At 30.1% G+C, this 25492-nt stretch carries 21 protein-coding genes and 1 CRISPR repeat array; of the genes, 19 read left to right on the top strand and 2 right to left on the bottom strand.

From position 1 onward, the window contains the following. The first annotated feature begins 118 nt into the window (after nt 1-118). The 19 genes from Q385_RS0100980 to Q385_RS0100885 all read left to right on the top strand — a co-directional run bounded on the left by Q385_RS0100980 (nt 119) and on the right by Q385_RS0100885 (nt 24328). Nucleotides 119-1825: a TIGR02556 family CRISPR-associated protein gene (locus Q385_RS0100980; protein WP_028949873.1), complete on the top strand. Its 1707-nt coding sequence runs from the start codon at nt 119-121 to the stop codon at nt 1823-1825. Then, complete coding sequence (locus tag Q385_RS0100975; protein ID WP_028949872.1) at nt 1800-2105, top strand: nucleotidyltransferase domain-containing protein; 306 nt, start codon at nt 1800-1802, stop codon at nt 2103-2105. The genes Q385_RS0100980 and Q385_RS0100975 overlap by 26 nt, the downstream gene beginning before the upstream one ends. Nucleotides 2106-2178: 73 nt before the next feature. Continuing rightward, a complete protein-coding gene (gene cas7b, locus Q385_RS0100970; protein WP_028949871.1) occupies nt 2179-3081 on the top strand; it encodes a type I-B CRISPR-associated protein Cas7/Csh2 in 903 nt (300 codons plus the stop codon). A 12-nt stretch (nt 3082-3093) separates the two neighbouring features. After that, on the top strand, nt 3094-3786 hold the full coding sequence (gene cas5b, locus Q385_RS0100965; RefSeq protein WP_028949870.1) for a type I-B CRISPR-associated protein Cas5b: 693 nt from the start codon (nt 3094-3096) through the stop codon (nt 3784-3786). Nucleotides 3787-3818: 32 nt separating this feature from the next. Beyond that, a complete protein-coding gene (gene cas3 / locus Q385_RS0100960) occupies nt 3819-6104 on the top strand; it encodes a CRISPR-associated helicase Cas3' (RefSeq protein ID WP_245596342.1) in 2286 nt (761 codons plus the stop codon). Further along, nucleotides 6094-6597, top strand: a complete 504-nt coding sequence (cas4, locus tag Q385_RS0100955) for a CRISPR-associated protein Cas4 (RefSeq protein WP_245596341.1) — start codon at nt 6094-6096, stop codon at nt 6595-6597. Before cas3 ends, cas4 begins: the two co-directional genes overlap by 11 nt. Nucleotides 6598-6599: 2 nt before the next feature. Continuing rightward, nucleotides 6600-7589 carry a type I-B CRISPR-associated endonuclease Cas1b gene (cas1b, locus tag Q385_RS0100950; protein ID WP_028949867.1) on the top strand — a complete coding sequence of 330 codons (990 nt, stop codon included), beginning with the start codon at nt 6600-6602 and terminating at the stop codon, nt 7587-7589. A 1-nt stretch (nt 7590) separates the two neighbouring features. After that, nucleotides 7591-7857, top strand: coding sequence for a CRISPR-associated endonuclease Cas2 (gene cas2 / locus Q385_RS0100945; protein ID WP_028949866.1), 267 nt, complete (start codon nt 7591-7593; stop codon nt 7855-7857). A 248-nt stretch (nt 7858-8105) separates the two neighbouring features. Beyond that, a CRISPR array of direct repeats spans nt 8106-9335; the repeat unit is 30 nt; unit sequence GTTTTTAGCGTGCCTATGAGGAATTGAAAC. 69 nt (nt 9336-9404) lie between these two features. Beyond that, a complete protein-coding gene (gene cas6 / locus Q385_RS0100940; RefSeq protein ID WP_028949865.1) occupies nt 9405-10163 on the top strand; it encodes a CRISPR-associated endoribonuclease Cas6 in 759 nt (252 codons plus the stop codon). Next, nucleotides 10144-11157 (top strand): RAMP superfamily CRISPR-associated protein, encoded by a 1014-nt coding sequence (locus Q385_RS0100935; RefSeq protein ID WP_028949864.1) that lies wholly within the window; start codon nt 10144-10146, stop codon nt 11155-11157. Before cas6 ends, Q385_RS0100935 begins: the two co-directional genes overlap by 20 nt. A gap of 18 nt (nt 11158-11175) precedes the next feature. After that, nucleotides 11176-12381, top strand: a complete 1206-nt coding sequence (locus Q385_RS0100930; protein WP_028949863.1) for an RAMP superfamily CRISPR-associated protein — start codon at nt 11176-11178, stop codon at nt 12379-12381. After that, on the top strand, nt 12369-15611 hold the full coding sequence (locus tag Q385_RS0100925) for a CRISPR-associated protein Csx11 (RefSeq protein WP_028949862.1): 3243 nt from the start codon (nt 12369-12371) through the stop codon (nt 15609-15611). The genes Q385_RS0100930 and Q385_RS0100925 overlap by 13 nt, the downstream gene beginning before the upstream one ends. A 4-nt stretch (nt 15612-15615) precedes the next feature. Continuing rightward, on the top strand, nt 15616-16692 hold the full coding sequence (locus Q385_RS0100920; RefSeq protein ID WP_028949861.1) for an RAMP superfamily CRISPR-associated protein: 1077 nt from the start codon (nt 15616-15618) through the stop codon (nt 16690-16692). After that, on the top strand, nt 16673-17062 hold the full coding sequence (locus tag Q385_RS0100915) for a type III-B CRISPR module-associated protein Cmr5 (RefSeq protein WP_028949860.1): 390 nt from the start codon (nt 16673-16675) through the stop codon (nt 17060-17062). The genes Q385_RS0100920 and Q385_RS0100915 overlap by 20 nt, the downstream gene beginning before the upstream one ends. A 1-nt stretch (nt 17063) precedes the next feature. After that, nucleotides 17064-17921, top strand: a complete 858-nt coding sequence (locus tag Q385_RS08785; protein WP_051524367.1) for a hypothetical protein — start codon at nt 17064-17066, stop codon at nt 17919-17921. A gap of 61 nt (nt 17922-17982) precedes the next feature. After that, the gene (locus Q385_RS0100905; protein WP_028949859.1) at nt 17983-20310 is read left to right on the top strand and encodes a penicillin-binding protein 1A; all 2328 of its coding nucleotides are present in this window, start codon (nt 17983-17985) and stop codon (nt 20308-20310) included. Nucleotides 20311-20484: 174 nt separating this feature from the next. Continuing rightward, a complete protein-coding gene (gene trpB / locus Q385_RS0100895) occupies nt 20485-21732 on the top strand; it encodes a tryptophan synthase subunit beta (RefSeq protein WP_028949858.1) in 1248 nt (415 codons plus the stop codon). Then, the gene (locus tag Q385_RS0100890; RefSeq protein ID WP_028949857.1) at nt 21732-22754 is read left to right on the top strand and encodes a sulfite exporter TauE/SafE family protein; all 1023 of its coding nucleotides are present in this window, start codon (nt 21732-21734) and stop codon (nt 22752-22754) included. The genes trpB and Q385_RS0100890 overlap by 1 nt, the downstream gene beginning before the upstream one ends. After that, nucleotides 22751-24328: an MqnA/MqnD/SBP family protein gene (locus tag Q385_RS0100885; protein WP_028949856.1), complete on the top strand. Its 1578-nt coding sequence runs from the start codon at nt 22751-22753 to the stop codon at nt 24326-24328. Before Q385_RS0100890 ends, Q385_RS0100885 begins: the two co-directional genes overlap by 4 nt. On the opposite strand, the gene Q385_RS0100880 is transcribed toward Q385_RS0100885, so the two are convergent. Continuing rightward, nucleotides 24300-24845 carry a flavin reductase family protein gene (locus Q385_RS0100880; protein ID WP_051524366.1) on the bottom strand — a complete coding sequence of 182 codons (546 nt, stop codon included), beginning with the start codon at nt 24843-24845 and terminating at the stop codon, nt 24300-24302. The two genes, Q385_RS0100885 and Q385_RS0100880, sit on opposite strands and share 29 nt — an antisense overlap. A gap of 17 nt (nt 24846-24862) precedes the next feature. Further along, nucleotides 24863-25417: an FAD-binding domain-containing protein gene (locus Q385_RS08780; RefSeq protein ID WP_245596340.1), complete on the bottom strand. Its 555-nt coding sequence runs from the start codon at nt 25415-25417 to the stop codon at nt 24863-24865. Nucleotides 25418-25492: the final 75 nt, after the last annotated feature.

Here is a 25492-nt window from a genome sequence, read left to right as displayed (position 1 = left end):
ACCAAACACCTCTTTAAAATCTGTTTAGAATTTATATTTTAACATAGCCATAGTTAATTTGATTTTTTTAAATAGCTAGTATTATAATAATTTTTAGATTTTAACAGAGGAATACACAATGATAGAAGCTGTAAAAAATTTAGGGGAGTTTATATTACGGAAAGAAAATAAAAGTGAAATAGACATTTTACTAGAAAATCCTAATTCAGGAAATTACAATAAAGTTGTTGTATTAGAATTCGATAAAGATTTTAACTTTTCAAACATTACAATAGAAGATTTTAAAAAAAATAACTGGAGAATCTATCTTTATAGAAGGAAATCTTCTAACGGTTCAGATTTTACACCAACTTCAAGAATTACCGAGCCTAAAAAAACATTAGAAAATAAAATAATTAAATGGTTTGAATCTCGGAAAAAAATTACTCCTTTTGACAAAATATACAATCAACTCAAATCCAACAAAGATAAGATATTGAAATATATAGAAGAGATAAAAAATAGTATCAAAAAAGACGAGGGACTAATCATAACAGTTAAATTTGATAATAAGTATCTCTATGAAATAGAAAGTCCAAACTTTAAAGGAATTTTTCTAACAGAATACTTGTCAGATTTAAGAAAATTCTCTGCTAAGAACTATCCTTGTAGTTTATGTGGCGAGATAAAAGATGAGGTTTTTACAACGTCAAGAATGTATAAATTTTATACTTTAGATAAACCTGGATATATAGCTGGAGGATTTAAAGAAGATAAAGCTTGGAGAAATTTTCCTGTATGTAAATCTTGTTATTTGAAAGTAGATTATGGTAGGAAATACATAGAAGAAAATTTAAAGTTTAGTTTTTACGGGAAAAGTTATTATCTAATTCCAAATATTATCTTAAATACAGAAGAGATTTTAGGGGAGTATGTAGATATTCTATCTAAAACGAGAAAAAATATCACTTTAAAAGATAAAAACTTAGCAAAAAGTCATGTTGAAGATGAAAATTATATTTTAGACCTACTTAAAGACTATAAGGATGGTTTAAGTTTTTATTTTCTTTTCTTAGAAAAAGATAACAGTGCAGAAAAGATTTTACTTTTAATAGAAGATGTTTTACCATCACGAATTCATTATATTCTTGATACAAAAGCAAAAATAGATAAAATTTACGGACAGAATTATACACTTGAAAAAGTTATAAAATTTTTAGAAAAGTTTAATAAATTATTTTTTGAAGTATTAGATAAGATTTTCAGAGGTGGAAAGCTTGATTTTCAAACTCTCCTTCAGATTTTTAACAGAAAAATAAGAGATGAATTTTTAAATGGAAATAATATCACTAACACAGTAATAGATGCCCTTATGAATGTCAGATTTTTTGAAGAACTTGGTTTATTAAAAATTGAGGAGGAAAAGATGGAGAAAACAAAATTCGATGAAGTTTATGAAAAAACAGGAAAATCTTTGAATACTCTCGCAAAAAGAGGAATTTTCTTACTTGGAGCTTTAACACAAATGCTTTTGGACATTCAAGGGTATGAAAGAAAATCTACTCCATTTTTTAAGAATCTAAAAGGTTTAAAAATTAATGAAAAAGATGTTAAAGGATTGTTTCCGAAAGTAGTAAATAAACTTATGGAATATGAAAGGTTTGACAGAGGAAAACAAGAACTTGCACAAGAGATATCTAAGAACCTTTTATCTCAGGAAAAATTTGGCTTATCAATAGATGAGATAAATTTCTACTTTGCTTCTGGAATGGCACTACACAAGGAAGTTGAAAATATAATTTATACAAAATGGGAAAACGATGAAGCCGAAAGTAAGACTGTCTGAAGAGGAAATAAAAATAATAAAAGAAGCTGCAAAAGAAATTTTTGGTGAAAATGCGAAAGTTTATATCTTTGGTAGTAGAACCGACCTTAATAAAAAAGGTGGAGATATAGATATTTTTATAGAAACTGATAAAAATGTATCTTTAGAGGAAGAGCTAAAATTTTTGGCTAAACTTGAGATTAAAGGAATAGAAAGAAAAGTTGATTTAGTTGTAAAAACTCCTTATAAAAAGGAAAAAACTATTTATAAAACAGCCAAAGAAACAGGAGTTTTAATTTGAGGACATTAAAAGAAAATTTAGAAAAAGCAAAATTAATTTGAAAAATAAAAACTTACTATAAAGGAGAGAAACCATGGGTGAAACAATTAAAAATCGTAGAGAATATCTATTCCTATACGATGTTAGCTTTGGTAATCCAAACGGAGACCCAAACGATGATAACAAACCAAGAATAGACGAAGAAACAGGAAGAAACATAGTAACAGATGTAAGACTAAAAAGAACAGTAAGAGACTATCTCTATAACTTTAAAAATTTAGAGATTTTTATAAGGGAAGGATTAGAAAACGGTAATCTTCAAGATGCAAAAGCAAGGGCAAAAAATTTTGAAAATAATCCAGTAAGAATACTAAATGAGTGTATTGACGTTAGACTCTTTGGAGCAACTATTCCTGTTGAAACTGGAAAATCAAAAGACAATTCTGTAACATTTACAGGTCCTGTACAGTTTAATATGGGACAGTCTTTACATAGAGTAAAACTTGAGTATATCAAAGGAACAGGAGCTTTTGCTTCCGATAAAGGAAAAAGTGGAAAAACTTTTAGAGAAGAATGGATATTACCTTATTCCTTTATTGCTTTTCACGGTGTAGCAAACGAAAACGCTGCTAAACATACAAACTTAAAAGATGAGGACTTAGAACTGCTAAAAGAAGCTTTATGGTATGGAACAAAAAACTTAATAACGAGGTCAAAAACAGAACACAGTCCAAGATTATTAATAGAGATTATTTACAAAGAAAACCTCTACTATCACATTGGGGAGCTACACAGATATATAAAAATAGAGTCTGACAAACAGGACGAAGAAATAAGGTCAACCGATGACTTTATACTCAACATAGATAAACTTTTAGAAGTTATAGAGGAAAATAAAGACAAGATTGAAAAGGTTCTTTTTAAAGTGGATAGAAATTTAAAATTAAACAGAGAGTTAAAATTAGATTTTGTAAAGTTTGAAGAAATTAATTTATAAAGGATTAGAATAATGCAAGTACTTGTTTTTGATATATGGGGAGACTTTGGACATTTTAAAAAGTTTTATACTACTTCATCTCCTCTGACATTCTCCATACCTCCCCCTACTTCTATTTTTGGTATGATAGGAGCTGTTCTTGGACTAGATAAAAATGTATATTTAAAGTATATAAACGCAAATACTTCAGATATCGCAATACAGATTATAAACCCTGTAAAAAAAACTAGAATTACATTAAACTACATAGACACTAAGGAAAATTTTACAAAAATAAAAAATAGAACTCAGATTAGAACAGAATTTCTAAAAAATCCACATTATAGGTTATATATAAACCTAAAAGATGAGTCTCTCTTTAGGGAATTAAAAGAAAAAATACAAGAGGGGAAAAACTTTTATACTCTATCATTAGGACTTGCAAATCTTATTTCAAACTTTAGATATGTTGGATTATATGAAATTCAGCCTTTACCTCAATCTGACTATGTAAACACTGTCATATTAAATGAAAATATTGAAAGTATAGAAATAACTGAAGGTAAAAGATACTTCAAAGAAAAAATACCTTTGGATATGGAAGAAAACAGAATAGTTAGAAGCTATAAAGATGTTGTTATGGAGTTAAAAGGAGACAGTATAGAAGGTAGATTTAAAAATGTTTATAAAGTAGAAAATAAAATCATATCATTTTTAAAGCCATGAATTCAGGTTTATTTTCTCATCCTGAAAGATTTATGGAAGAACATATATCAAATGTTTTAGAACTTGGATTAAAATTTGCACAGAATATTGAAAAAAATAAAGTATTAAACGACGTCCTTTCTATAATCTTATTCTCTCACGATTTAGGAAAAGCTACAGAATACTTTCAAAAATACATTCAAGGAGATAATTCTGTAAATAAAGAATTAAGAAAACATTCACTTTTAGGAGCTATAATAAGTTTATACCTTACAGATAGATATTTAAAAAGTCAAAACATTAATGATAAATTCTTACTTATACTATCTTATATACTACCTAAAAGACATCACTCAAACTTAGAAGATTTTATGTATGACCTTACGTTAGATGATAGCGAAGTAGAAATTTTAGAAAAACAGATAAAATCAATAGATAAGGAGAAGTTTAAAAAATTTTTTAGTAATCTAACATTTGAAAATAAAGAGATTTTTCTTTTTGATTTCAACGAGATTGACTTAAAACAGATACAAAAATTATTAAGAGAATTAAAAACATTTGTAAGAAAAGAAATAAGAGAAAAACAAAACTTAGAATATTATATAGATACTTTGCTTTTTTATTCTTTGCTTTTAGATGCTGATAAATCTGATGTAGGAATAAAAACAGACAAAAGTATTTTATTTAAACAACAAGATATAAAACCATTTATAGTTGATAATTACGTAAAAACTTTAAATAAGCAAAACAACTCGTTATACAAACTAAGAGAAAAAGCCTACAACGAGATAGAAAATCAAGAAATAGACTTAAATCAGAAAATATATACCCTTAATCTACCAACAGGAATGGGTAAAACTCTTCTTTCTTTTAAATATGCTCTAAAAATAGCAGATAAGTTTAAACAAGAAAAAGGTAAAGATTTAAGGATAATTTATGTTTTACCGTTTTTATCCGTAATAGAACAAAATCATAAAGTTATAGAGAATGTTTTAATGAATAATAGTATCAATATAGACAACAGTATTTTACTTAAGTATCATCATCTAACTGGATTTGATTATAAAGATGAAGAACAGACTTTAGATTATGACAGCTCCAGAATACTTATAGAAGGATTTAACAGTAAAATAACTATAACCACATTTATGCAATTTTTTTACTCATTATTAGGAAACAAAAACAAAATGATAAGAAAGTTTCATAAGTTTACAAATTCAGTAATAATTTTAGATGAAGTCCAGAGTATTCCCACACGTTCTTGGTTATTAATTAAACAGCTACTTAACTCTTTATCAGAAAAGTTTAATTTTTACGTAATTTACACTACCGCAACTTTACCTAATATGTTTATAAACGGCAGAAATCTTATACGCGAAGAAAGTTATTTTAATCAAGTAAACAGGTACAAAATAGAAGTAGATTTAAAACCTAAAACTATATTGGAATTTTGCAACTCTCTACATCTTCAGAATGACAAAAGTTATCTATTTATTTTAAATACAGTTTCATCAGCTAAAGAGGTTTATAATTATCTAAAAGAATTATATCCAGAAGAAGTTATATACCTATCTACCCACGTAGTCCCTAAGGAAAGATTAGAAAGGATAGAAATTCTTAAAGCTAAAAATAAGAGAATAGCTGTTTCTACTCAGCTTATAGAAGCAGGTGTAGACGTTGATTTTGATGTTGTTTACAGAGATTTTGCACCTCTTGATAGCATTATACAGTCTGCAGGTAGATGTAATAGAGAAGCTTTAAAAGAAAAGGGTATTATTTACATTATAAATCTTTATGATGGAAAAAATAATCGGTATTACTCTTCTTATATCTACGATATTGTTTTACTTAATGCAACTAAAAAAATATTAACTAAAAGCTCATACGATGAAAGAGAGATAAAAGATTTAGTCAGCAGGTATTACGAAATTGTAAATCAAAAGATATCTCAAGCAGAATCTATAGAGTTAATAAAACTTGCTTCTGGATTGGTATTTTTAGCAGAAAAAGAAAAGAATAAAATTACATCTATTAAAGACTTTGTTCTAATAGAAGAAGATGATTATAAACAAGATGTGTTTATTCAACTTGATGAAAAAGCTGTTGAGATATGGAACAAATATAAAGCAATCTGGGATATAAAGGATATTTTTGAAAGGAAAAAAGCATTTGATATTATCAAAAAAGATTTTTATGAATATGTAGTATCAGTTCCTGTAAAAGACAACTCTCCACACCAAGAAAACTATTTTTATTATGTTCCATTATCAGAACTAGAAAACTATTACGATAGAGAAACAGGATTTAAAGTAAAGGGAGATTTATTTTTTGAGTATTGAAACAAGCAAAATAAACGGAACACTTATATGGTATTATTATATTTGTCAAAGAGAAGTTTGGCTAATAGGTCATTCAATAGAAGCTGATCAAGAAAATGATTTTTTAATTTTAGGAAAACATATTCATGAGTTGTTTTATAAAGGTGAAAAGAAAGAAATTTTTATAGATAACACAATAAAAATAGATATTCTCTCCAATAAGAAAGTTATTGGTGAAATTAAAAAATCTTCAAAATTTATTCAAAGTGCCAGAATGCAAATTGCATTTTATTTGTACTATCTTAAAAAAGAAAAAGGTATAGAATTTGTAGGGGAGCTTTTAATTCCAGAAGAGAGGAAAAAAGAAAAAATAATTCTTACAAAAGAGATAGAATATAAGATAGAAAAAGCAATAAAAGATATAACAGAAATTTTAAAACTTCCTAAACCTCCTAAACCTGAAAAAATACCCTACTGTAAAAATTGTGCCTATAAAGATATGTGCTGGAGCTAAAAATGAAGAAAGCTGTATATCTGTTTAATAATGGTGTTTTACGAAGAAAAGATAATACAATTTATTTTGAAAGAGAAAATGATAAAAGAATAATTCCAGTGAATACCATTTCTGAAATACATATATTTGGAGAGGTTGATTTAAACAAAAGAGTTTTAGAATTTTTTACAAAAAACAGCATACCACTTTTCTTTTATAATTATCACGGATACTATGTGGGAGCTTATTATCCAAGGGAATATTTGAATTCTGGTTTGTTAACACTTAAACAGGCAGAATTTTATTTAAAAATAAAAGAAAGATTATTTTTAGCAAAGAGTTTTGTGAAAGGTGCAGTAGAAAACATACTGAAAAATCTGAAATACTATCAAAAATCAAAAGATGATATAAAAGATTATGTAAAGTTTATAGAAGAAAAGAAAAATGAAATAGATTTAAAACAAGACATTCCTTCACTTATGGCATTAGAAGGAGAAATAAGAAAATCATATTATGAATCTTTTAATATTATTCTGAATTCTGAAAGCTTTTATTTTGACAAAAGGACAAAAAGACCACCTAATAATCCTTTAAATGCTTTAATAAGCTTTGGAAATTCTCTGCTCTATACAACCGTTCTTAGTCAAATATACAGGACACATTTAGACCCAAGAATTGGCTACCTTCATGAAACAAATCAGAGAAGTTTTACTCTAAATTTAGATATTTCTGAAATTTTTAAGCCTATAATTGTTGATAGAGTGATTTTTAGTTTAGTTAATAAAGGAAAAATAAAAATAGAACATTTTGAAGAAGATGTTGAATTTTCTTATTTGAATGAAAAAGGAAAACAAATTTTTATAAAGGATTTTGAAGAAAAGTTATTTACAACAATAAAGTATAAGAATCTTGGAAATGTATCTTACCGAAGATTAATAAGGCTTGAATGCTATAAACTCTATAAACATTTTTTAGATGAAGAAATTTACAAGCCCTTTATAGCAGAGTGGTGATATGTTTATCATTTTAGTTTACGATGCTAATGAAAAGAGAGTTAGTAAGTTCCATAAAATTTGTAAAAAATATCTGACTCACGTTCAAAACAGTGTATTTGAAGGGGAGATAACAGAGGCAAATTACAGAATACTTATAGATGAGTTAAAGTCCATTATGAATAAAGATGAAGACTCTGTATTGGTTTATAAATTTAGAACTAAAAAATATTACGAAAGAGATGAATTTGGTATTAGCAAGCCTTCATCAGAAGATATTTTCTTTTAAACCGAATTGCAGTCGTCGTCCTATCGAAATTGGCAGTTTTTGAGTCTCAATTAGAAATAGCTAATTGAGATTAATCAATCTAAGTAATTGAAAAATAATAACTGTCGATCTCCAGGGATTTTTGCAGGATTGGAGGTCGACTGGAATTTTTACATTTCTGTTGCATTTTTTAAAAAAGTGTAGTATACTATCTAATAGTTGATAATAAACGATTTTAACCTTGACAACCGAATAAGGTTAAAGAAGGGGTTTTTAGCGTGCCTATGAGGAATTGAAACATATACTAAGTAGTGCGAAATTAGATACATCTATTGAAACAAGTTTTTAGCGTGCCTATGAGGAATTGAAACGATAATCTTGATAAGTATAGAACAAATAAAATTTACGTTTTTAGCGTGCCTATGAGGAATTGAAACTATGTAAACAAAGATAAACCAATAGTTATTATTGATGGTTTTTAGCGTGCCTATGAGGAATTGAAACATAGCTCAAATGTTTGGAGCTGAATATTCTGACGAGTTTTTAGCGTGCCTATGAGGAATTGAAACTATAGACAACGATGGACTTCAAAAAGATGAAAGCGAGTTTTTAGCGTGCCTATGAGGAATTGAAACTTTCTGTGGCACTTTCAATAGAGCTCCCTTGAAAGAGTTTTTAGCGTGCCTATGAGGAATTGAAACCGGAATAACAGTTATCTATGTCTTCGACTTCTATTTTGTTTTTAGCGTGCCTATGAGGAATTGAAACAATATTCTAAAGTTTCCTTTGAAGCTGGGTCTGCATAGTTTTTAGCGTGCCTATGAGGAATTGAAACTTGACGACAGTTTAAAAGTAGAGTATGAGAAAACTTGTTTTTAGCGTGCCTATGAGGAATTGAAACCTACCCAATTGGTGTTTTGTGTGTCAACTGCAATCCGTTTTTAGCGTGCCTATGAGGAATTGAAACAATTGTTATCAATTGTCTTATCAAGGAATGTAGCTAGGTTTTTAGCGTGCCTATGAGGAATTGAAACTTGACGACAGTTTAAAAGTAGAGTATGAGAAAACTTGTTTTTAGCGTGCCTATGAGGAATTGAAACTTACTACTCTGTAGCTCAAGCTGAAAAAGAAAGCCAGTTTTTAGCGTGCCTATGAGGAATTGAAACATGATTGTAGAAGAATGCTAATTGAGACAATAGATTTAGTTTTTAGCGTGCCTATGAGGAATTGAAACGAAAACGAAAAAGAACACTACTACGCAGAACAGGCAGTTTTTAGCGTGCCTATGAGGAATTGAAACTTCCTGCGTTTGAAGAAGCTATTTACATAGAAAGTCTCGTTTTTAGCGTGCCTATGAGGAATTGAAACTGTATGCCCTAATTCTTTTAAATGCATTTGTGAATGTTTTTAGCGTGCCTATGAGGAATTGAAACTCAAAGTAGAAAGTGAGTATTTTATAGAGATGAACTGTTTTTAGCGTGCCTATGAGGAATTGAAATATTTTTTATTAAATCTTTAAAAAAATTTGCTATAATATCTCAAAACAAAATAAAAAACAGGATAAAAAGGTGAGGATCAAGATACAGCTGATTTCAGATAGAGATTACATCACTCTTCCGATACATCACAATCATATAGTTCAAAGTATGCTTTATAATAATCTCCCAAAAGAAATAGCTAAATTCCTTCACGATATAGGATTTTTTTATCATAAAAGACAGTTTAAACTTTTTACATTTTCAAAAATACAATCTCAACATTACACTCTCATAAAAGAAAACAATAAAACAAAAAGCATAAAATACAAAACTCCAATCTCTATATACATATCTTCAGCTATAGGCGATTTTACAAAAAACTGGGGAGAAACTTTTTTAAAAAATGAAGAAGTTATGTTAGATAAAAATACACTTTACCTTGAAAGTATAGAAGTCCTTCCAAACCATGATTTAAAAGAAGAATTCACAATAAAAACCCTATCTCCAATAACAGCCTACAAAACATTTGAAAACAGTAAAAAATACTACAGATACTATTCTCCATCTGAACAAGAATTTAAACAGCTGTTAAAAGAAAATCTAAGAAAAAAATACCAGATAATAACTAACAAAGAAATTGGAGATTTTCCTTTTGAAATAGAACCTATAACCACAAAAAAAGTATTATTAAAATACAAAGATTTTCCAATAGAAGCATACGAAGGAACATTCAAAATAAAAACCAACCCAGAACTTTTTAAAGTTGTTTTTGATGCTGGATTAGGTGCAAAAAATTCACAAGGTTTTGGAATGATAGAGGTGTTAAACAATGGCAAAAAAACAAGTTGAAATAACTTTTAAAACCATTACTCCTCTCTGGACTGGAGATGCGTGGGGAGATAACAAGGAGATAAAACCATCTTCATTGATAGGGAGCTTAAGATTTTGGTTTGAAGTAATTTGCTACTTTTCAGGATTATGTGAAATTAAAAGAGATAAAAATGGGGTCATTTCTTTTAAAGAAGGAAGGTTTGAAAAAGAAGTTAATAGAAAAGATTTTCAAGATTGTCTTCTAAGAGAAGGAAGCGATTTTCAAGCAAAAATAAAATGTTTATTGGAACAAGAAATTCCATTACCTTCCATTATTTTCGGAACTACAAACTGGAAAAGTCTGATAGAAATTGAAAATATTGAAAATATAAAGGAATTTGATAATTATAGATTTCCTACTGGAAAAATAGATTTTCCTGAATTAGAACATAACAATAGAATCCCAGTTTGGTATTTCGAAAAAGGTTTTTACGGAGACTTTACTGTAATTTTTAATGTGGAAGAAGAAATTATAGAGCCAATCTTTTTCCCACTCTTAACCTTTATGGATAAATATGGATTTTGGGGAGGTAAATGGAACATTGGATATGGGAGATTGGAAATAAAAAGGATAGAGGAAAATGAAGAAGAAATAGAGGGTTGGAGAAGAGAAGAGCTTAATTTTTCAATATTTCACAAGTATAAAAAAATAAATTTTACAGAATTTATTGAATTTGAAAATGAATTTGAAAATCTAACAAAAAAAGAAAATAAAATAAGAGTTCTACACCCTATAGGCTCAAATAGTGATTTTAAAGAAATTATAAAAATTCTTATTCAACAAAAATCCCAAGAAAGAGCTAGTTTTAGAGAAAACGATGAAGAAAGACATAAAATTTTTGGTAAAACGGGTAATCCAAAACAAATGCCTTATGTCCCTCAAGGCTCAAAAATCCTTCCTTATATTTACAAAGAGGGGAAAGAATTTAAAGGTGGATTTTTATCTATTGTGGGGTTATTAAATTTAGATTAGAGAAAACAGGTGATAAAGATGGCTAAATTTGAAGCACTGTTAGAAATAAATCCAAAAAATGTTCAGAGTTTAGCAGAGTATATAGCTTATTGTAAGTATTATTTCAAACCAAAAAGTGAAGATAAAATAAAAAATTATAGCGACTTTTACTCATTGAAGAATGATTTTCCTTTTATCAGGCAAGATATTAGAAAAAATTCGACATATAAATCAAACGAAACTCTAAAAGATTTTCCCTTAAACTGGCTAAAAAATGAGATTATAGGTAAAGAAAAGAAATATGTAGAATTTGATAATAAAGACATTCAAATCATTCAAAAAATCTCTGGAATTTACGAAGAATCTCAGCTAAACAATCTTCAAGAGTATGTTAATAAACTTCCTAAATACTCCTTTGCTATTTGGTTTAAATTTCAGTTAGAAGCTCCTTATTTCTCCAAAGATGACGATGAATTTTACATTATCCAAAATCCCATTTTAAAAGAAACAAACTTTAAAGTTCCAATGGTTAGAGGCTCGGGGTGGAAGGGAGCTTTAGCAAGTGCCTTTAGAGAGTTGTTTAGAGAAGATTTTCAAAATAATAAAGAAAAAATAGAGAGCTTCTTAAGAGTATTTGGAGCTGGGTCGGAAAGTATTAAAACTATTGAGAGTTATGTATTTGGCAAATCAGGAGACCTAAATAAAGCCAAAGATAGTTTATTAAAATTTATGCTATTTGAACTCGGACTTAAGATAGATAGTAATTTAATAAAAGAAGTTAAAGGAAAGAACAATAAAGAAGAGCTTTTTCAAATACTTAGAGATAAATTATCTGCAAAAACAAGCGATAGTAAATTACCCTCCGAATTCCAAACCCACAAAGGAAGAGCTATTTTCTATCCAACTTACTTTGATAGGCTTTCACTTGAAATAATAAACCCTCACGACAGAAGAAAAAGAGCTGGAACCAACCCTATACATTACGAGGTTGTCCCAAAGGGAACTGAAGGAATTTTCCAGCTGATTTACATTCCTTTTGATGGAGTCTTAAAACCTGATGAAGAGCTAAAAGCTGAAGCTGAAAAAGATTTAAACAATCTATCTGTAGCTGTTGCAATTTTGTCCAAACAAGGAATAGGAGCTAAAATTAAACTCGGTTGGGGAAAGTTTAAGATAGAAAACAAAAAAGTTTTCTTAAACGAAGAATTAGACATTCCTGAGGAGTGGAAAAAATGTCAGGATTAGATAGGATAAAAAATAATAAAGATGAAATTTTAAAAGCGGAAATTGGAGCTTTACTCTTTAATTTAGGTAAAACACATATAGGTTTTTGGAAAGAAAAAGACAAAATTCCTCATTTTTCTGTTGATGAGAATTGTTTTAAAAGCACTTTTGGATTTAAAGTCTTTAATAGTTATGAAGATTATCATGAAAATCAAACAGAAATTAATAAAACTCCCTTTGAACATGAGATAGAAAAATATCATTTAGATAATTTCATAAAAAACACAAAAGTCATTTTTCCTTTTATTGTTAGAAAAGATGAAAATAATAAGGATACAAAAGAAGTTAATTGGGTTGAGTTTTTTAAAGGTAATGCTTCAAAAAAGGAATTTATCAAAAAAATTTTTTTCAGAGGTTGTGAAAATATAAACTCTGGTATAGATAAAGGAGCTCCAAATATACAATTAAAACCGCCATTGTGGTTATCAAATGCATTTGGAAGTTTTAAAAAGCAGATTGAAGAAAAGGATTTTGACATAAGAAGACAAACTTTTTTTCAGAATTTCTATGATTTTCTATCAAAGAACACCTACTTAAATAATCCTGATTGGGCAAAAATAAGGAATTTTATTATAAGTGAAATTAAAATATGGTATTCTAATCTACTTAGCGACAGTAGATTTCCCATAAATGATGTAAGTCTTTGGGATCAAGCTTATATGACTGCTTCTATGTTTAAGGCAGTGTTATCTCAGTTAGTGATGGAAACAAGTTTACAGAATATAAATACTCATAATTATTTTATAAATCCTTCTTCCATAAAATGGAGAATATTAGGAATTCAATACGATAAATTAGGCTTGGCAGAGAAAGGTTTTAAACTTGCTTCTATTGAATGGTATAGAGAAAGAGCCAAAGAAATAGATAATGAGATAAAAGAGCTTTTAGAGGTCGAATATCCGATAGGAAATGAAATTTATAGAGATGAGACTGGGATTTATTTTATTGTTGGAGAAAATATAGGGCAAGATGGAAGTAATGATTTAGCTTCTTTGAAACCAGATTTGAATGATATTGAGAAAAGGATAGTAGAAATTTTTAATAGAAAGTTAGAAGGTGAGGTTTATCCTGCTATAGTTTTAACAAAAGCTTCAAGAGGTTTAATGAACTTAGGCTATCTACTTGAAGAGGCTAAGAAGAACTTTTTAAAATTAAAGATTAATGACGATATAACTAAAGATATAACTAAAACATTAATGCAAAATATAAATAATACTTCAAATGCCATTGGTATCTGTCCTCTATGTAAAATTCGTTTGATTTATGAAGAAGATAAGAGTATTAAAAGCTCTCAAACTGTTTGCGATGTTTGTAGTGAAAGAGTATATAACACTCAAGTGAAAAATTGGATACAGAATTTAGACTCTGAAACAATATGGGTTGGTGAAATAAAAGACAAAAACGATAGAATAGCTCTGGTATCGTTAAAGTTTGAGCTTAAGGATTGGCTAAATGGAAATATGCTGAATAGTTTGCTGATTAATCAAGCTAACTGGAGTTTAGTTTTATCTGACTTGGCTAATGACTTACAAAATCAAAACAATAGACAAAAAAAACTGGAAAATACAGTTATCAAAGATTATGTAGATAAAAGTTTAAGAAATAGAATAACTTTAGAAGATTTTATTAAAAGTATTCTTTTGGAAAGAACAATCGGTAATGAATGGGAAAAGTTTATTATAAGCAACTTATCAAATAAAAACCTTATAGATTTTGGAAATAGAACTATTGATTGGCAAAATCTAACAGATAAAGATATAGAATTTTTAGCTACCTTATTGCTCCAATTTTTACTTAGAAAAAATCCATCTCCTGCAAGATTAAGAAGAATTTGGGAAACTACACAGGAGTTTTTTGAAAATATAAAAAAACAAGTGTTAGATGAAAACAGGTTAGACATTCCTGAGTGGAGAAGAAAAAGATTAGCTTTCCAAGCAGATTTACAAAAGCTTGATAAAAGCAGAGAGCTAATTGATGAAAAAGGTTTATTATATTGGGCAGAAAAAAATGAAAATAAAATATATCTCATAAGCTCTATAGAAGACTTTTTAGATGCTTACAACTTAGATTCTTACAATAACAAGAAATTACTTAAAGAACTTAAAAATAGTAAAACAAACTCAGAAAAAACAGAAGAAATTAACTCACAACTCAATCAAATCGTAGAAAGTTTAAAAAATAACACCAATCCTATAAATATCAATTTTTATACTTACAACGAAAAAGAAAACAAAAAAGACGAGTCACTGGAAGAAATCAACATAAAAAGTATAGAAATCGTTTCTTACAAGCCATATGCCTCAATCACAGACCCAACTCCTGCTGGTTGGCAAGTAATTATCCCTGCTGAATATGTCCCAAAATTTATAGATTTAGTGATACAAGAGTATAACAAAGAATTTAAATATGTATACGGAAAACTTCCTATCCACATAGGCATAATTATCCAAGACTACAAAAAACCTTTATACATTGGATTAAGTGCATTACGAAAAATAAGAAGAGACGTCAAAAATATAGATAAACTTTATCAAAAAATTGATAAATTCTGTTTAAAATACCATACAAAAGTATCAAATTATTCAAAGCCAGAAGAGTTTTGTAATTCTACTCAAAAATATTACTCTCTGTATTGGGAAAATCAGCAAAATATAGATTACAATTTTTACATAAAACCAGACGAAAATTGGAAAAAGTGGATTTCAGATGTAGACAAATTTATAAATGACAAGAATATACAAGCAATACCAAATACTTTTGATTTTGAGTTTTTAGACACAAATACAAGAAGAAATGATATTTTTTATCTTGAGAAGGAAAACTATAAAAGAGCTTTCCAACTTAAATCAAACAGACCTTACGAAATAGAAGAATATTGGGATAAGTTTAAAAAATTTAAAGAGATTTTCCAAGACAAAACAAACACGGCAAAATTACACAAATTGATTACTATCTTTTATGATAAAGTCCAACATTATGATAAAGATATAAATCCCTTACTTGCCTCAGCAATTATTAACATTTTAGAACTTGGTAAAAACAAAAATTTACAAAAAGATATCAGATTTATTTTTGACTTAGAAGAAAATAAAGACATTCACACAGAACTTGTAGGTAAGCTAAGTATAGAAAAAATAAAATTATTTTTAGATATGTTTGAATTTTGGTCTAAAGCTCTAAAGGAGGTATAAAAAAATGGTAAAAACATTAGAAGTTTATGCTATGGCTACAGACCCTATCTATATAGGAACAGGTGGATATAACATAGGGAGAGTGGATAACACAATAGTTAGAGACCCTATTACAAATATTCCTAAGATTCCTGGTAGCAGTTTAGCTGGAACCTGGAGGTATTATGTAGTTTTAGAAGCATTAAAAGATTTAAAAGGCAAACAACCATCTTTTGACAAAATTAAAAATCAAAGTGGCAATACAATAGCAGAAAAATTAAAAAATTATAATTGGAATAATTCTCAACCTAACGGCTGGAAAGGTTTTGTAGGAAATCAAATTTTAAAGATTAGTTGTGCGGGACAAGACGACGCTCCTCAATTAGAGAGAGATGATGAGAATAATACAGGACATTGTGGACATTGTATAGTTTGTAAAGGATTTGGTTTTTCTAAAAAGGACATAAGCTGGCAAGGGATGATTTTTTTCAGTGATTTAAACATCCTCTTCTTTCCTGTCTTTACTATGAAAGGAACAAAATGGATAACAACAGCTTCTATCTTAAAAGAAATAAAAATAAATGAAAGTCTTCCTGAAGAAAATAAAATTAAAACTAAAAATGGAAATGAAGGACATTTAAACTTAGGTTGGCTTTACTTGGAAGTTAGTGGTAGTCATAATATCAATGATTCTCAAATTAGTAATTTTTCAATTAAATCTGAAGACATTATTATCGTTTCAGAAAGTCTTTTTTCTCACATTGTAAACTCAAATCTTGAAGTTAGAACTTCTGTTTCCATTGACCCAATAACGGGAGCTGCAAAAGAAGGAGCTCTATTTACAAGCGAAGCTATTCCAAGAGGGACTATTTTTTACGGAAGTATTAGAATTTTTAATAAAGAATTTGGAGAATTAGATAGTAAAATAGAACCTTTACCTACTGCTGATGATTTGGAACAAGCTCTAAAAGATAGTGCTCATTACTATGAAAGTTTAGGTATTGGTGGAATGACTACCAGAGGTTTTGGAAGGTTAAAAATTCAACTAATCAATGGCAATTCTCAAACAGGAGGTAGCCAAGATGAGCAACCAAACCAATAACTTAAATATAGAGTCTCTTATTGCTAAAGTATCTTATGAGCTGGTAAGTGAAATTCAAAATTCGCAAAATAAAAAGAAATTAAAAAATCTTATAGATAAAGCTTTGGGAGTATTAAATAATAATGGAGTATATGCTTATTATGTTTATATAATTTCTCAGAATGGTAAAGATAATAAAGAACCTGAAAAGATATTTTTAAACAAGTTAAAAGATTTATTCAAAATTCTTGATATTAGCTTTGATGAAAATAATAAACAACAATACTTTCAAAATATTTCAAACGACCTACACAAACTCCTTTTCTTAAAACAGCTCCTTGAAAAAACCCTTATTTATGCTCGTTATCACGCTAAGGCACTGGGGGATTAAAATGACTTGGTATAAACTTATTTTTAAACAAAATCAACCTATTCATATAGGCTCTACCAAGTGGGGAGTAGTGAAAGAAACGGATTTATTTATCTCTGGACAGACAATGTGGGGGGCTCTAACAAATGCTCATTATCAAGAAAATGGTACATACGATGAAAATAAATTTAAAACAATATCAAACTTCTTCCCAAGCCTTGATGGAGAGATTATTCTTAAACCTTCTTATGAAAATGGAGAGTTTTACTTAGGTAATGTTTCGGAAGAAGAATTTAGAGCCTATTTTGTAGATACTTACGTTCAAACAGCCATTGAGCCAACCAGTAGAAAAGCTAAAGACAAAAGCCTTCACGAAATTGACTTTATATTACCAAGATATAAAAAAGATTTCCAAGGTATAGAAAAATTAGAACTCTTAAAAAATCAACTTCACTGGATAGGAATAATTAAAACAGATGATAATTTTTTGAAAAAGAGATTTAAAATTTATGTCGGTTCAGATGTTAGATACGGTTATGGAGAATTAGAGTTAGTAGATGTCAAACCATTAACTGAAGAAGACAAAAAATTTTGGTGGATAGATGATGAAAATATTACAATACAAACCAATAAGCCTTCTCCTTATTTTATTGAATTAGACAATAACTCAAATTTTGAGTTTGAAGGAGAAATTTTACTACTTACAGAAATGAATTTTCAAAAAAACACACCAGAAGTAAACAACGCAAAATTTTATATAGCGGTGGGAAGTAAAGTTATTTCTTCTAATGGAGCGCAAAATCAAGTTATGTTAGAAAAGGGAAAAATTAAATTTTCAAGCAATAATCAGCAATTAAATAACCAACAGTTAGCTCCTTAAATTTTGGTAAAATAATTTATAGTTAATTTTTTTAAACTTAAAAAACGAGGTTAAATTTATTTTGAATAGAGTTGCACTTATAGGACTATCTATTTTCTCTTTACTTTTTCTGGTTTTCGGAGTTTATGTGTTTATTATAACAAGAGGCCTTCCTGACGTAAGACAGCTTGAAAACTGGAAACCACCTGAAGCTTCCGTAATACTTGATTATGAAGATAAAGTTTATAACGAGCTTTATGTTCAAAAAAGATACTACGTTACGATAGACAAAATTCCAGACTACGTAAAAAAAGCTTTTATAGCTACGGAAGATAAAACTTTTTATTCTAATCCCGGTATAGACATTCTTGCAATTATTAGAGCTATGATAAAAAACATTATAAAAATGGGCAAAGCAGAAGGCGGTAGCACAATCTCGCAACAACTTGCAAAAAATCTATTTTTAACTCCAGAAAAAAGTCTATCCAGAAAAATAAAAGAAGCTGTTTTAGCAATCAGATTAAACAAGGTATATTCAAAAGATAAAATTTTAGAGATGTATTTAAATCAGATATACTTAGGGCAGGGAAGTTTTGGTGTTGAGGCAGCTGCAAGGACTTACTTTGGTAAAAGTATATCTCAGGTAGATTTATGTGAAGCTGCCGTTTTAGCCGGACTTCCAAAAGCTCCATCTAAATATAATCCTTACGTTAATCCAGATTTAGCAGAAAAAAGAAAGCAGGTTGTCCTTCAAAGAATGTTAGAAGAGGGCTACATTACAGAAGCTGACTATAAAAGATGTGTAGAAAAACCTATTAGATTAGCAAAAATCATAAGGTCTGATAATTTTAACGATTACTTTACAGAAATCATAAGACAGTGGGTGATAGACAACTACGGTGAGGAAGCTGTAAGTCAAGGTGGACTTAAAATATACACAACTATAGACACAGCATTACAGATGTATGCTCAAAAAAGAGTTCAACAATGGTTGGAAGACCTGCAAAACAGAGTAGGATTTCCAAAGTTATCAAAAGACGATATAGATTATTTAAAACAAAGGTATGAAAGTCAAAAAGTTAGTCCAGACACTATTATTAAAAACTACATATATGTAGCTGAAATTAAAGCTATATCAAAAGGAAAGATTAAATTTAATATTGACCAAGTTGAAGCAGAAGCTCCCGTAAAAAATCCAGCAAATCTTAAAATAGGGGATTATGTATATGTAAGATATCAAGAAGATAATACTTTTAAAGTTTTACCGTTTTTAGAGTCTGCGGTAGTTTCGATAGATTCAAAAACAGGTGGTATTAGAGTTTTAATAGGTGGATATGAGTTTAGAAAATCTCAGTTCAACAGAGTTTTCCAGAGTAAAAGACAACCCGGTTCTGCTATAAAGCCTATTATATACATGGCAGCTCTTTTAAACGGATATACTCAAATATCCACTTTAGAAGACAAACCTATCGGTTTTTGGGATTACAGCCAAAATAAAGAGTGGGTTCCTAAAAACTACGATGGAAACTACTACGGAACCGTTACTCTAAGAAAAGCGTTGGCAAAAAGTTTAAACGCAGCTACCGTTTATCTTCTATCTCAGATAGATTTTGACCCTGTTTTATCAGTAGCTTACAAAGTAGGAATAAAACAAAAACTTCCAAGATACTACTCTTTAGCACTTGGGTCTGTAGAGATAACACCTATTGAGCTTGCAAACGCTTTTGCAACCTTTGGAAACTACGGAACAAGATGTGAACCTTACTTTATAAGAAAGGTCGTAGATAAAGAAGGTAATGTCCTTTACAGACAAGACCCAAAATGTGAAGAAGTCCTTTCAAAACCAGAAACTGCCGTAATGGTAGACCTTTTAAGAGCTGTTGTCCTTGAAGGAACGGGGGTTAAAGCATCTTCAATGTCAGTCCCTGTTGCAGGAAAAACTGGAACTACAAACGATTACTCTGATGCTTGGTTTGCCGGATTTGACCCTGATATTACAATGATTGTATGGGTAGGATACGACAAAAGAAAACCTATAGGAAAAGGAATGGCAGGAGCAGAAGCCGCATTGCCATTATGGATAGATATAATGAACTACGCAAACAGGTCAGGAAAATACAAAGAATTCCAAAGAGTAGAAGGTACCGTTTACATTCCTATTGACCCAATTACAAACAAAGTTGCCAATGAAAATTGCCCTGGAAGATATATATTGTTTGTAGAAGGGACATATCCTACAGTAGACTGTGATGGAAATCAGGTTGACTTTTCTCAACTATTTAAAAAACCAGAGGAAAATCCACAACCTCAAGGAGAATCTCCACCAACTGAAGAAACAAATCCTCAACCTCAAGAAAACCAACCTACAAAAGAAAGTCAAGAGATATTAGATATATTAAAAAATAGGTAAGGAATTAGGAATGGATAGAAGGTATAAAGATGGAAAAAATAGGTTTAACAATGTTTGTTTTGGCTGTTTTAACAGCTTTAATATCTTTTGGAACTATTGCTTTTTTAACAGTTAAAGACTATTATGAGGAAAGAAAAAAATTAAAATAATTTTTAAAACAAAAAAGGAGCTGAGATGAAAAAATACACATTTCCTGATGAAAAAGGATACTACGGACAGTTTGGAGGAAAGTATTTACCAGAGACCTTAATTCCAGCGTTAGAAGAGTTAGAACAGCAGTATTTAAAGATAAAAAACGATGGAGACTTTAAAAGAGAGCTGGTTTATTACCTAACAGAGTATGCAGGAAGACCTACACCGCTGTATTTTGCTCCAAGACTTACACAAGTTGTAGGTGGAGCAAAGATATATTTAAAAAGAGAAGACCTACTTCATACTGGAGCTCACAAGATTAACAACACTTTAGGTCAAGTTTTACTTACAAAAAGAATAGGTAAAAAAAGAATAATAGCAGAAACAGGAGCAGGACAGCACGGTGTATCTACTGCAACAGCTGCATCACTTTTTGGACTTGAGTGTACAATCTATATGGGAGAAGAAGACGCAGAAAGGCAGGCATTAAACGTCTTTAGAATGAAGCTCCTTGGAGCTAACGTAGAGATAGTAAAATCAGGAAGTAGAACTTTAAAAGATGCAGTTAACGAAGCTTTAAGAGACTGGGTTACAAATGTAAGGACAACTCACTACATAATAGGCTCGGCATTAGGACCTCATCCATTCCCAATGATTGTAAGAGATTTTCAGTCAGTTATAGGAGAAGAAGTAAAAAATCAAATACTTGAGATAGAAGGAAAACTTCCTGATGTGATAGTTGCTTGTGTTGGTGGTGGAAGTAATGCAATTGGTATATTCTACCCGTTTATAGAAGATGAAGAGGTTAAATTAGTAGGAGTAGAAGCGGGAGGATACGGACTTGAGACTGGAATGCACGCAGCAAGTATCGTTGGAGGGTCTGTTGGCGTTTTACACGGGATGAAATCATACTTTTTACAAGACCAGTGGGGACAGATAGAAACAACCCACTCAATATCCGCAGGATTAGACTATCCTGGTGTAGGACCAGAGCACGCTTACCTAAAAGAGTCTGGAAGAGCTACGTATATAACCGCTACAGATGAAGAGGCGTTAGAAGGATTTCTACTACTTTCAAGAACAGAAGGTATAATACCAGCATTAGAGAGCTCCCACGCAGTAATAAAAGCTGTAGAAATTGCACAGCAGTTAGACAAACACCAATCAGTAGTTATAAACCTATCTGGAAGAGGAGACAAGGACGTCCAATCAGTCAAAAACCTGTTAGATACAGACAAAGACCTTTACGAAAAACTTTTAAATAAACTAAAGGAGAAGTATAGAATATAATGGATATACTTCTTCCTATTGCAAATGTTGAAGTAAATATACTACACGTCCTTGTCTTAGGTTTTGTGGTTGGTGTTTTGTCTGGAATGCTGGGAATAGGTGGTGGTATTATCCTTAACCCAGTTTTACTAAATATGAACATTCCTTCTGTTGTTGTAGTAGGCTCATCTATCAGTCAGATATCGGGAGCTTCTTTGTCTGGATTTTTAACGTATTTAAAGTCAAAGGTTGTAGATATAAAAATGGGACTTTACATAGTCGTTTTTGGGTTTGTTGGTGGGTCTTTTGGCGTTTTCTTGATAAATCTTCTTAAAAGTCTTGGATATGTTAAAAAGTTTGTTTTAAGTGTTTACGTTGTGTATCTATTAATCTTAGGACTTTTTATATTTGTAGAAAGCATTAAAAACAGACACAAAAGTGAGCCTAACGAGATTCCTAACTTTATTAAAAATCTACCTTTTAAAACACAATTTAAAAATAGAGAAATATCTATTTTACTTCCTGCATTTATTGGATTTTCTTCAGGATTTTTAGCCGCTATAATGGGAATAGGAGGAGGAAATCTTATCACTCCTGCATTGATGTACCTTGGAGGTTATGAGGTTATAAGTGCTGTATCTATAAGTATTTTTCAAATGGTTTTTGTAGCTTCATTCTTGGCATTCTTTCACTCTTATGTAAATCATGGAGTTGACATAGTCTTAACGATTATTTTAATCTTTGGTTCGTCTTTTGGAGCTGTGTTTGGAGCCATATTAGGTCAAAAGATAAATAAGTTTTACATAAAGATGATGCTTGCAGTTTTAATGATTACCGTTGCCCTATACAGCTTTTATCAGCTAATAAAAGCACCGCCAAAGGAAATTTTTCAACTTACAGCTTCAAACTACTTTGCTAAATTACTGTTAGAGCACCCTTTTATTTACTCTTTTCTTGTAGTTGTGTTTAGTTTATTGATTGGATTTGTGGTAAGCATTGCAACCCTTAGATTAAAAACATTTATTTTAGAAAGACTAAAATGAAAGTAGGTTGGATAGATTACTTAAATACCCTTCCCTTTGGCATAGAAAAATTTAAAGGCATTACAATTGTAAAAGACTATCCAGCTAATCTAAACAAATTTTTAAAAGAAAAAAAGATAGATGCAGGAATAGTCTCAACAGCTGAGTATTTAGAAAATTTTTTCCAGTATTTAATCATTCCAGATTTATCTATCAGCTCCTACAAAGAGGTTAACTCTGTAATAATAGGCTCAGACATTCCACTACAGGACATAGAAGTTATATACCTTACAAAAGAGTCCAAAACCTCTGTTTATCTGACAAAAGTTATATTTGAGATTTTTTTAGGAAAAAAGCCTGTTTATAAATACTTTGATACTTACAAAAAAAGAGAATCTGTTTTATTGATAGGAAATAAAGCGATAGAGTATCAAAAAGATTATAAGTATGTTTATGACCTTTCAAAGTTATGGTTTGATAAAACAGGATTACCTTTTACATTTGCCCTGTGGTGCGTTAATAAAGACTTTTTTCTACAAAACAAAGAAAAAGTTTTAGAGTTTGCTAAAAGGTTAAAACAGAATGTAAAAGAATTCTTTGAAAAGATTGACAGTTTAGATTTAGAAGTAAATAAGAAAGAGTATTTAAAAAATCTTAAATACGGATTAGACAGTAAAAACATAGAGGCCATAAAACTTTTTGCCAAGTATTTACTTGATTTAAAGATAATAAAAACCTACCCTGATTTAAGATTTATAGATGGTAAAGTTATAACAGCTGACGGAACTCAAACTTTTTATAACTTTGAGTATAACGAAGCATACCACAGCACAAAAGCGGGAGCTTACACAGAAAGTCTTTACAAGTTTATCCTCCCTTGTAAAATAGATAGATTGGCAAAAGAAAAGCACCAGATAAACATTTTAGACGTAGGATTTGGACTTGGTTATAATGTTGCAGTTGCTATAAACGTTGCAAAAAATAACAATCCAGATGTAAAAATAAGCATAATCTCAATAGAAAAGGACAAAAACTTTTTAGATAGAATAAATCAGATGGAAATTCCAGAGAATCTTAAAGATGAGTATGACTTTATAAAATCTTTAAAGCCTGCAGAGATTAAACTAAACGAAAATCTATACCCATCTTACATAGTATCATCTGATACAGTAAGCTTAACTGTAGTTATAGGAGAAGGAAGAAAAATACTTTTAGATTTATCAAAATCTGGATACAAGTTTGACGCTGTGTTTTACGACCCATTTTCACCAAAAGTTAACACTGAAATGTGGACTTTAGACTTGTTTAAAGTAGTAAAAACTCTTATGACAGATAAGGCTATCTTAGCTACTTACTCAGCTTCACTACCAGTTAGAAAAGGCTTGATAGAGGCAGGGTTTAAAATAGGACTTGTTGAGCCAGTAGGAAGAAGGAGCTATTCAACCGTTGCAACTATAAATGGCGATATTCCAGTCTTACCAGAAAAAGAAAAGCAAAGGTTAGAAACCTCTCCACTTGCAAAACCCTACACAGACCCTTGCCTGTGTAAGACAAAAGAGGAGATTTTTAAAGAGTATCAAAAAACAGCTTTTTAGGGTGCTTATTTGTTGAGTAAAAGTTTTTTCCGTGAAAAAGTGTAAATCTAACCTTGTTTGGTTTAATATATCCTTTTTTGTAATGTTTCATTACTACTTTTCCAAAAAATAAACAGTGGTCTTCAAACTCTATGTGTTTTAACTTTTTACATTCGTAAATGATAAGTGAGTCTGTTATTATGTAAGACTCTATCATCATACCCTTTTGATGTTTTAAATTTGTAATCTGCCACTTATTAACTTCATTTCCATGGGTTTTTCCTATTTTGTGGATTTGTTCTACAAATTCAAAAGGTAAAAAGTTTATACTAAAATCTTGACTTTCAAGCAGAAGGCTGTAGCTGTAATTTGTCTTATCTACTGAGATAGCGTATGTAAAAGGGTCTTTGTTAACAGGCGTGTGGTGGGCAACTGTAAATGGATTGTTTTTTACACACACTACAGCTGTAGGCCTTGGAATAAGACCGTGGGTGTAATTTCCTTCAGGAAGGCTTTTAAATATTTTTTCAAATTCCATGCTTGGCTCCTATAAACTTACAAAAGGTTAACTTTAAACACATATGCCTTTATATCAAACTTTCTCTCTAATCCTTTGTCGTTCATGTACCTTATCTTTCCAAAAACTTTTCTTTCTTGCCAAGGTCTGTCAAAAGTGCCAAAACACCAAGATATTCCTCCATAACCGTTAGGGTCTCTCCCATCTAAAGCGTATTTGTCGTTAAGATAGCATGCAATATCAAACGCCTGTTTTGGATTTTCTGTCCACTCAATTATCTTTTTAGCCCAGTACATTCTCATATAATTATGAATTCTTCCTGTTTTTAACAACTCTTTTTGTGAAGCGTTCCAGTAAGGGTCGTGAGTTTTAGCTTCTTCAAACTCTTGCAGAGAGTATAAGTAATCTCTCTTGTCTTTTTTATGCTCTTCTAAGGTTTCCTTTGCCCACTGGGGAATGCCTTCATACTGGTTATACAGTGGATTGTACCAGCAGAAATTCCTTGACAGCTCCCTCCACACTATAAGCTCGTTGAAAAACGACACAACATTCTCATCGTTTTTGTCGTAATGTTTTAAAACATCTAAAACCACTTTTAGTGGTGAAATCTGACCAAAGTGTAAGTATGGACTAAGGTTTGAGGTATAATCCTTTGAAGGGTCTGACCT

It is taken from the genome of Sulfurihydrogenibium subterraneum DSM 15120, from assembly GCF_000619805.1.
GTDB lineage: Bacteria > Aquificota > Aquificia > Aquificales > Hydrogenothermaceae > Sulfurihydrogenibium > Sulfurihydrogenibium subterraneum.
This window is presented reverse-complemented; position numbering and strand designations above follow the sequence as displayed.

What these genes read in the sequence shown, in the direction of transcription:
- Q385_RS0100980 (WP_028949873.1), top strand. Translation starts at nt 119, where the DNA reads ATGATAGAAGCTGTAAAAAATTTAGGGGAGTTTATATTACGGAAAGAA.
- Q385_RS0100975 (WP_028949872.1), top strand. Translation starts at nt 1,800, where the DNA reads ATGAAGCCGAAAGTAAGACTGTCTGAAGAGGAAATAAAAATAATAAAA.
- cas7b (WP_028949871.1), top strand. Translation starts at nt 2,179, where the DNA reads ATGGGTGAAACAATTAAAAATCGTAGAGAATATCTATTCCTATACGAT.
- cas5b (WP_028949870.1), top strand. Translation starts at nt 3,094, where the DNA reads ATGCAAGTACTTGTTTTTGATATATGGGGAGACTTTGGACATTTTAAA.
- cas3 (WP_245596342.1), top strand. Translation starts at nt 3,819, where the DNA reads ATGGAAGAACATATATCAAATGTTTTAGAACTTGGATTAAAATTTGCA.
- cas1b (WP_028949867.1), top strand. Translation starts at nt 6,600, where the DNA reads ATGAAGAAAGCTGTATATCTGTTTAATAATGGTGTTTTACGAAGAAAA.
- cas2 (WP_028949866.1), top strand. Translation starts at nt 7,591, where the DNA reads ATGTTTATCATTTTAGTTTACGATGCTAATGAAAAGAGAGTTAGTAAG.
- Q385_RS0100935 (WP_028949864.1), top strand. Translation starts at nt 10,144, where the DNA reads ATGGCAAAAAAACAAGTTGAAATAACTTTTAAAACCATTACTCCTCTC.
- Q385_RS0100930 (WP_028949863.1), top strand. Translation starts at nt 11,176, where the DNA reads ATGGCTAAATTTGAAGCACTGTTAGAAATAAATCCAAAAAATGTTCAG.
- Q385_RS0100925 (WP_028949862.1), top strand. Translation starts at nt 12,369, where the DNA reads ATGTCAGGATTAGATAGGATAAAAAATAATAAAGATGAAATTTTAAAA.
- Q385_RS0100920 (WP_028949861.1), top strand. Translation starts at nt 15,616, where the DNA reads ATGGTAAAAACATTAGAAGTTTATGCTATGGCTACAGACCCTATCTAT.
- Q385_RS0100915 (WP_028949860.1), top strand. Translation starts at nt 16,673, where the DNA reads ATGAGCAACCAAACCAATAACTTAAATATAGAGTCTCTTATTGCTAAA.
- Q385_RS08785 (WP_051524367.1), top strand. Translation starts at nt 17,064, where the DNA reads ATGACTTGGTATAAACTTATTTTTAAACAAAATCAACCTATTCATATA.
- trpB (WP_028949858.1), top strand. Translation starts at nt 20,485, where the DNA reads ATGAAAAAATACACATTTCCTGATGAAAAAGGATACTACGGACAGTTT.
- Q385_RS0100890 (WP_028949857.1), top strand. Translation starts at nt 21,732, where the DNA reads ATGGATATACTTCTTCCTATTGCAAATGTTGAAGTAAATATACTACAC.
- Q385_RS0100885 (WP_028949856.1), top strand. Translation starts at nt 22,751, where the DNA reads ATGAAAGTAGGTTGGATAGATTACTTAAATACCCTTCCCTTTGGCATA.
- Q385_RS0100880 (WP_051524366.1), bottom strand. Translation starts at nt 24,845, where the DNA reads ATGGAATTTGAAAAAATATTTAAAAGCCTTCCTGAAGGAAATTACACC.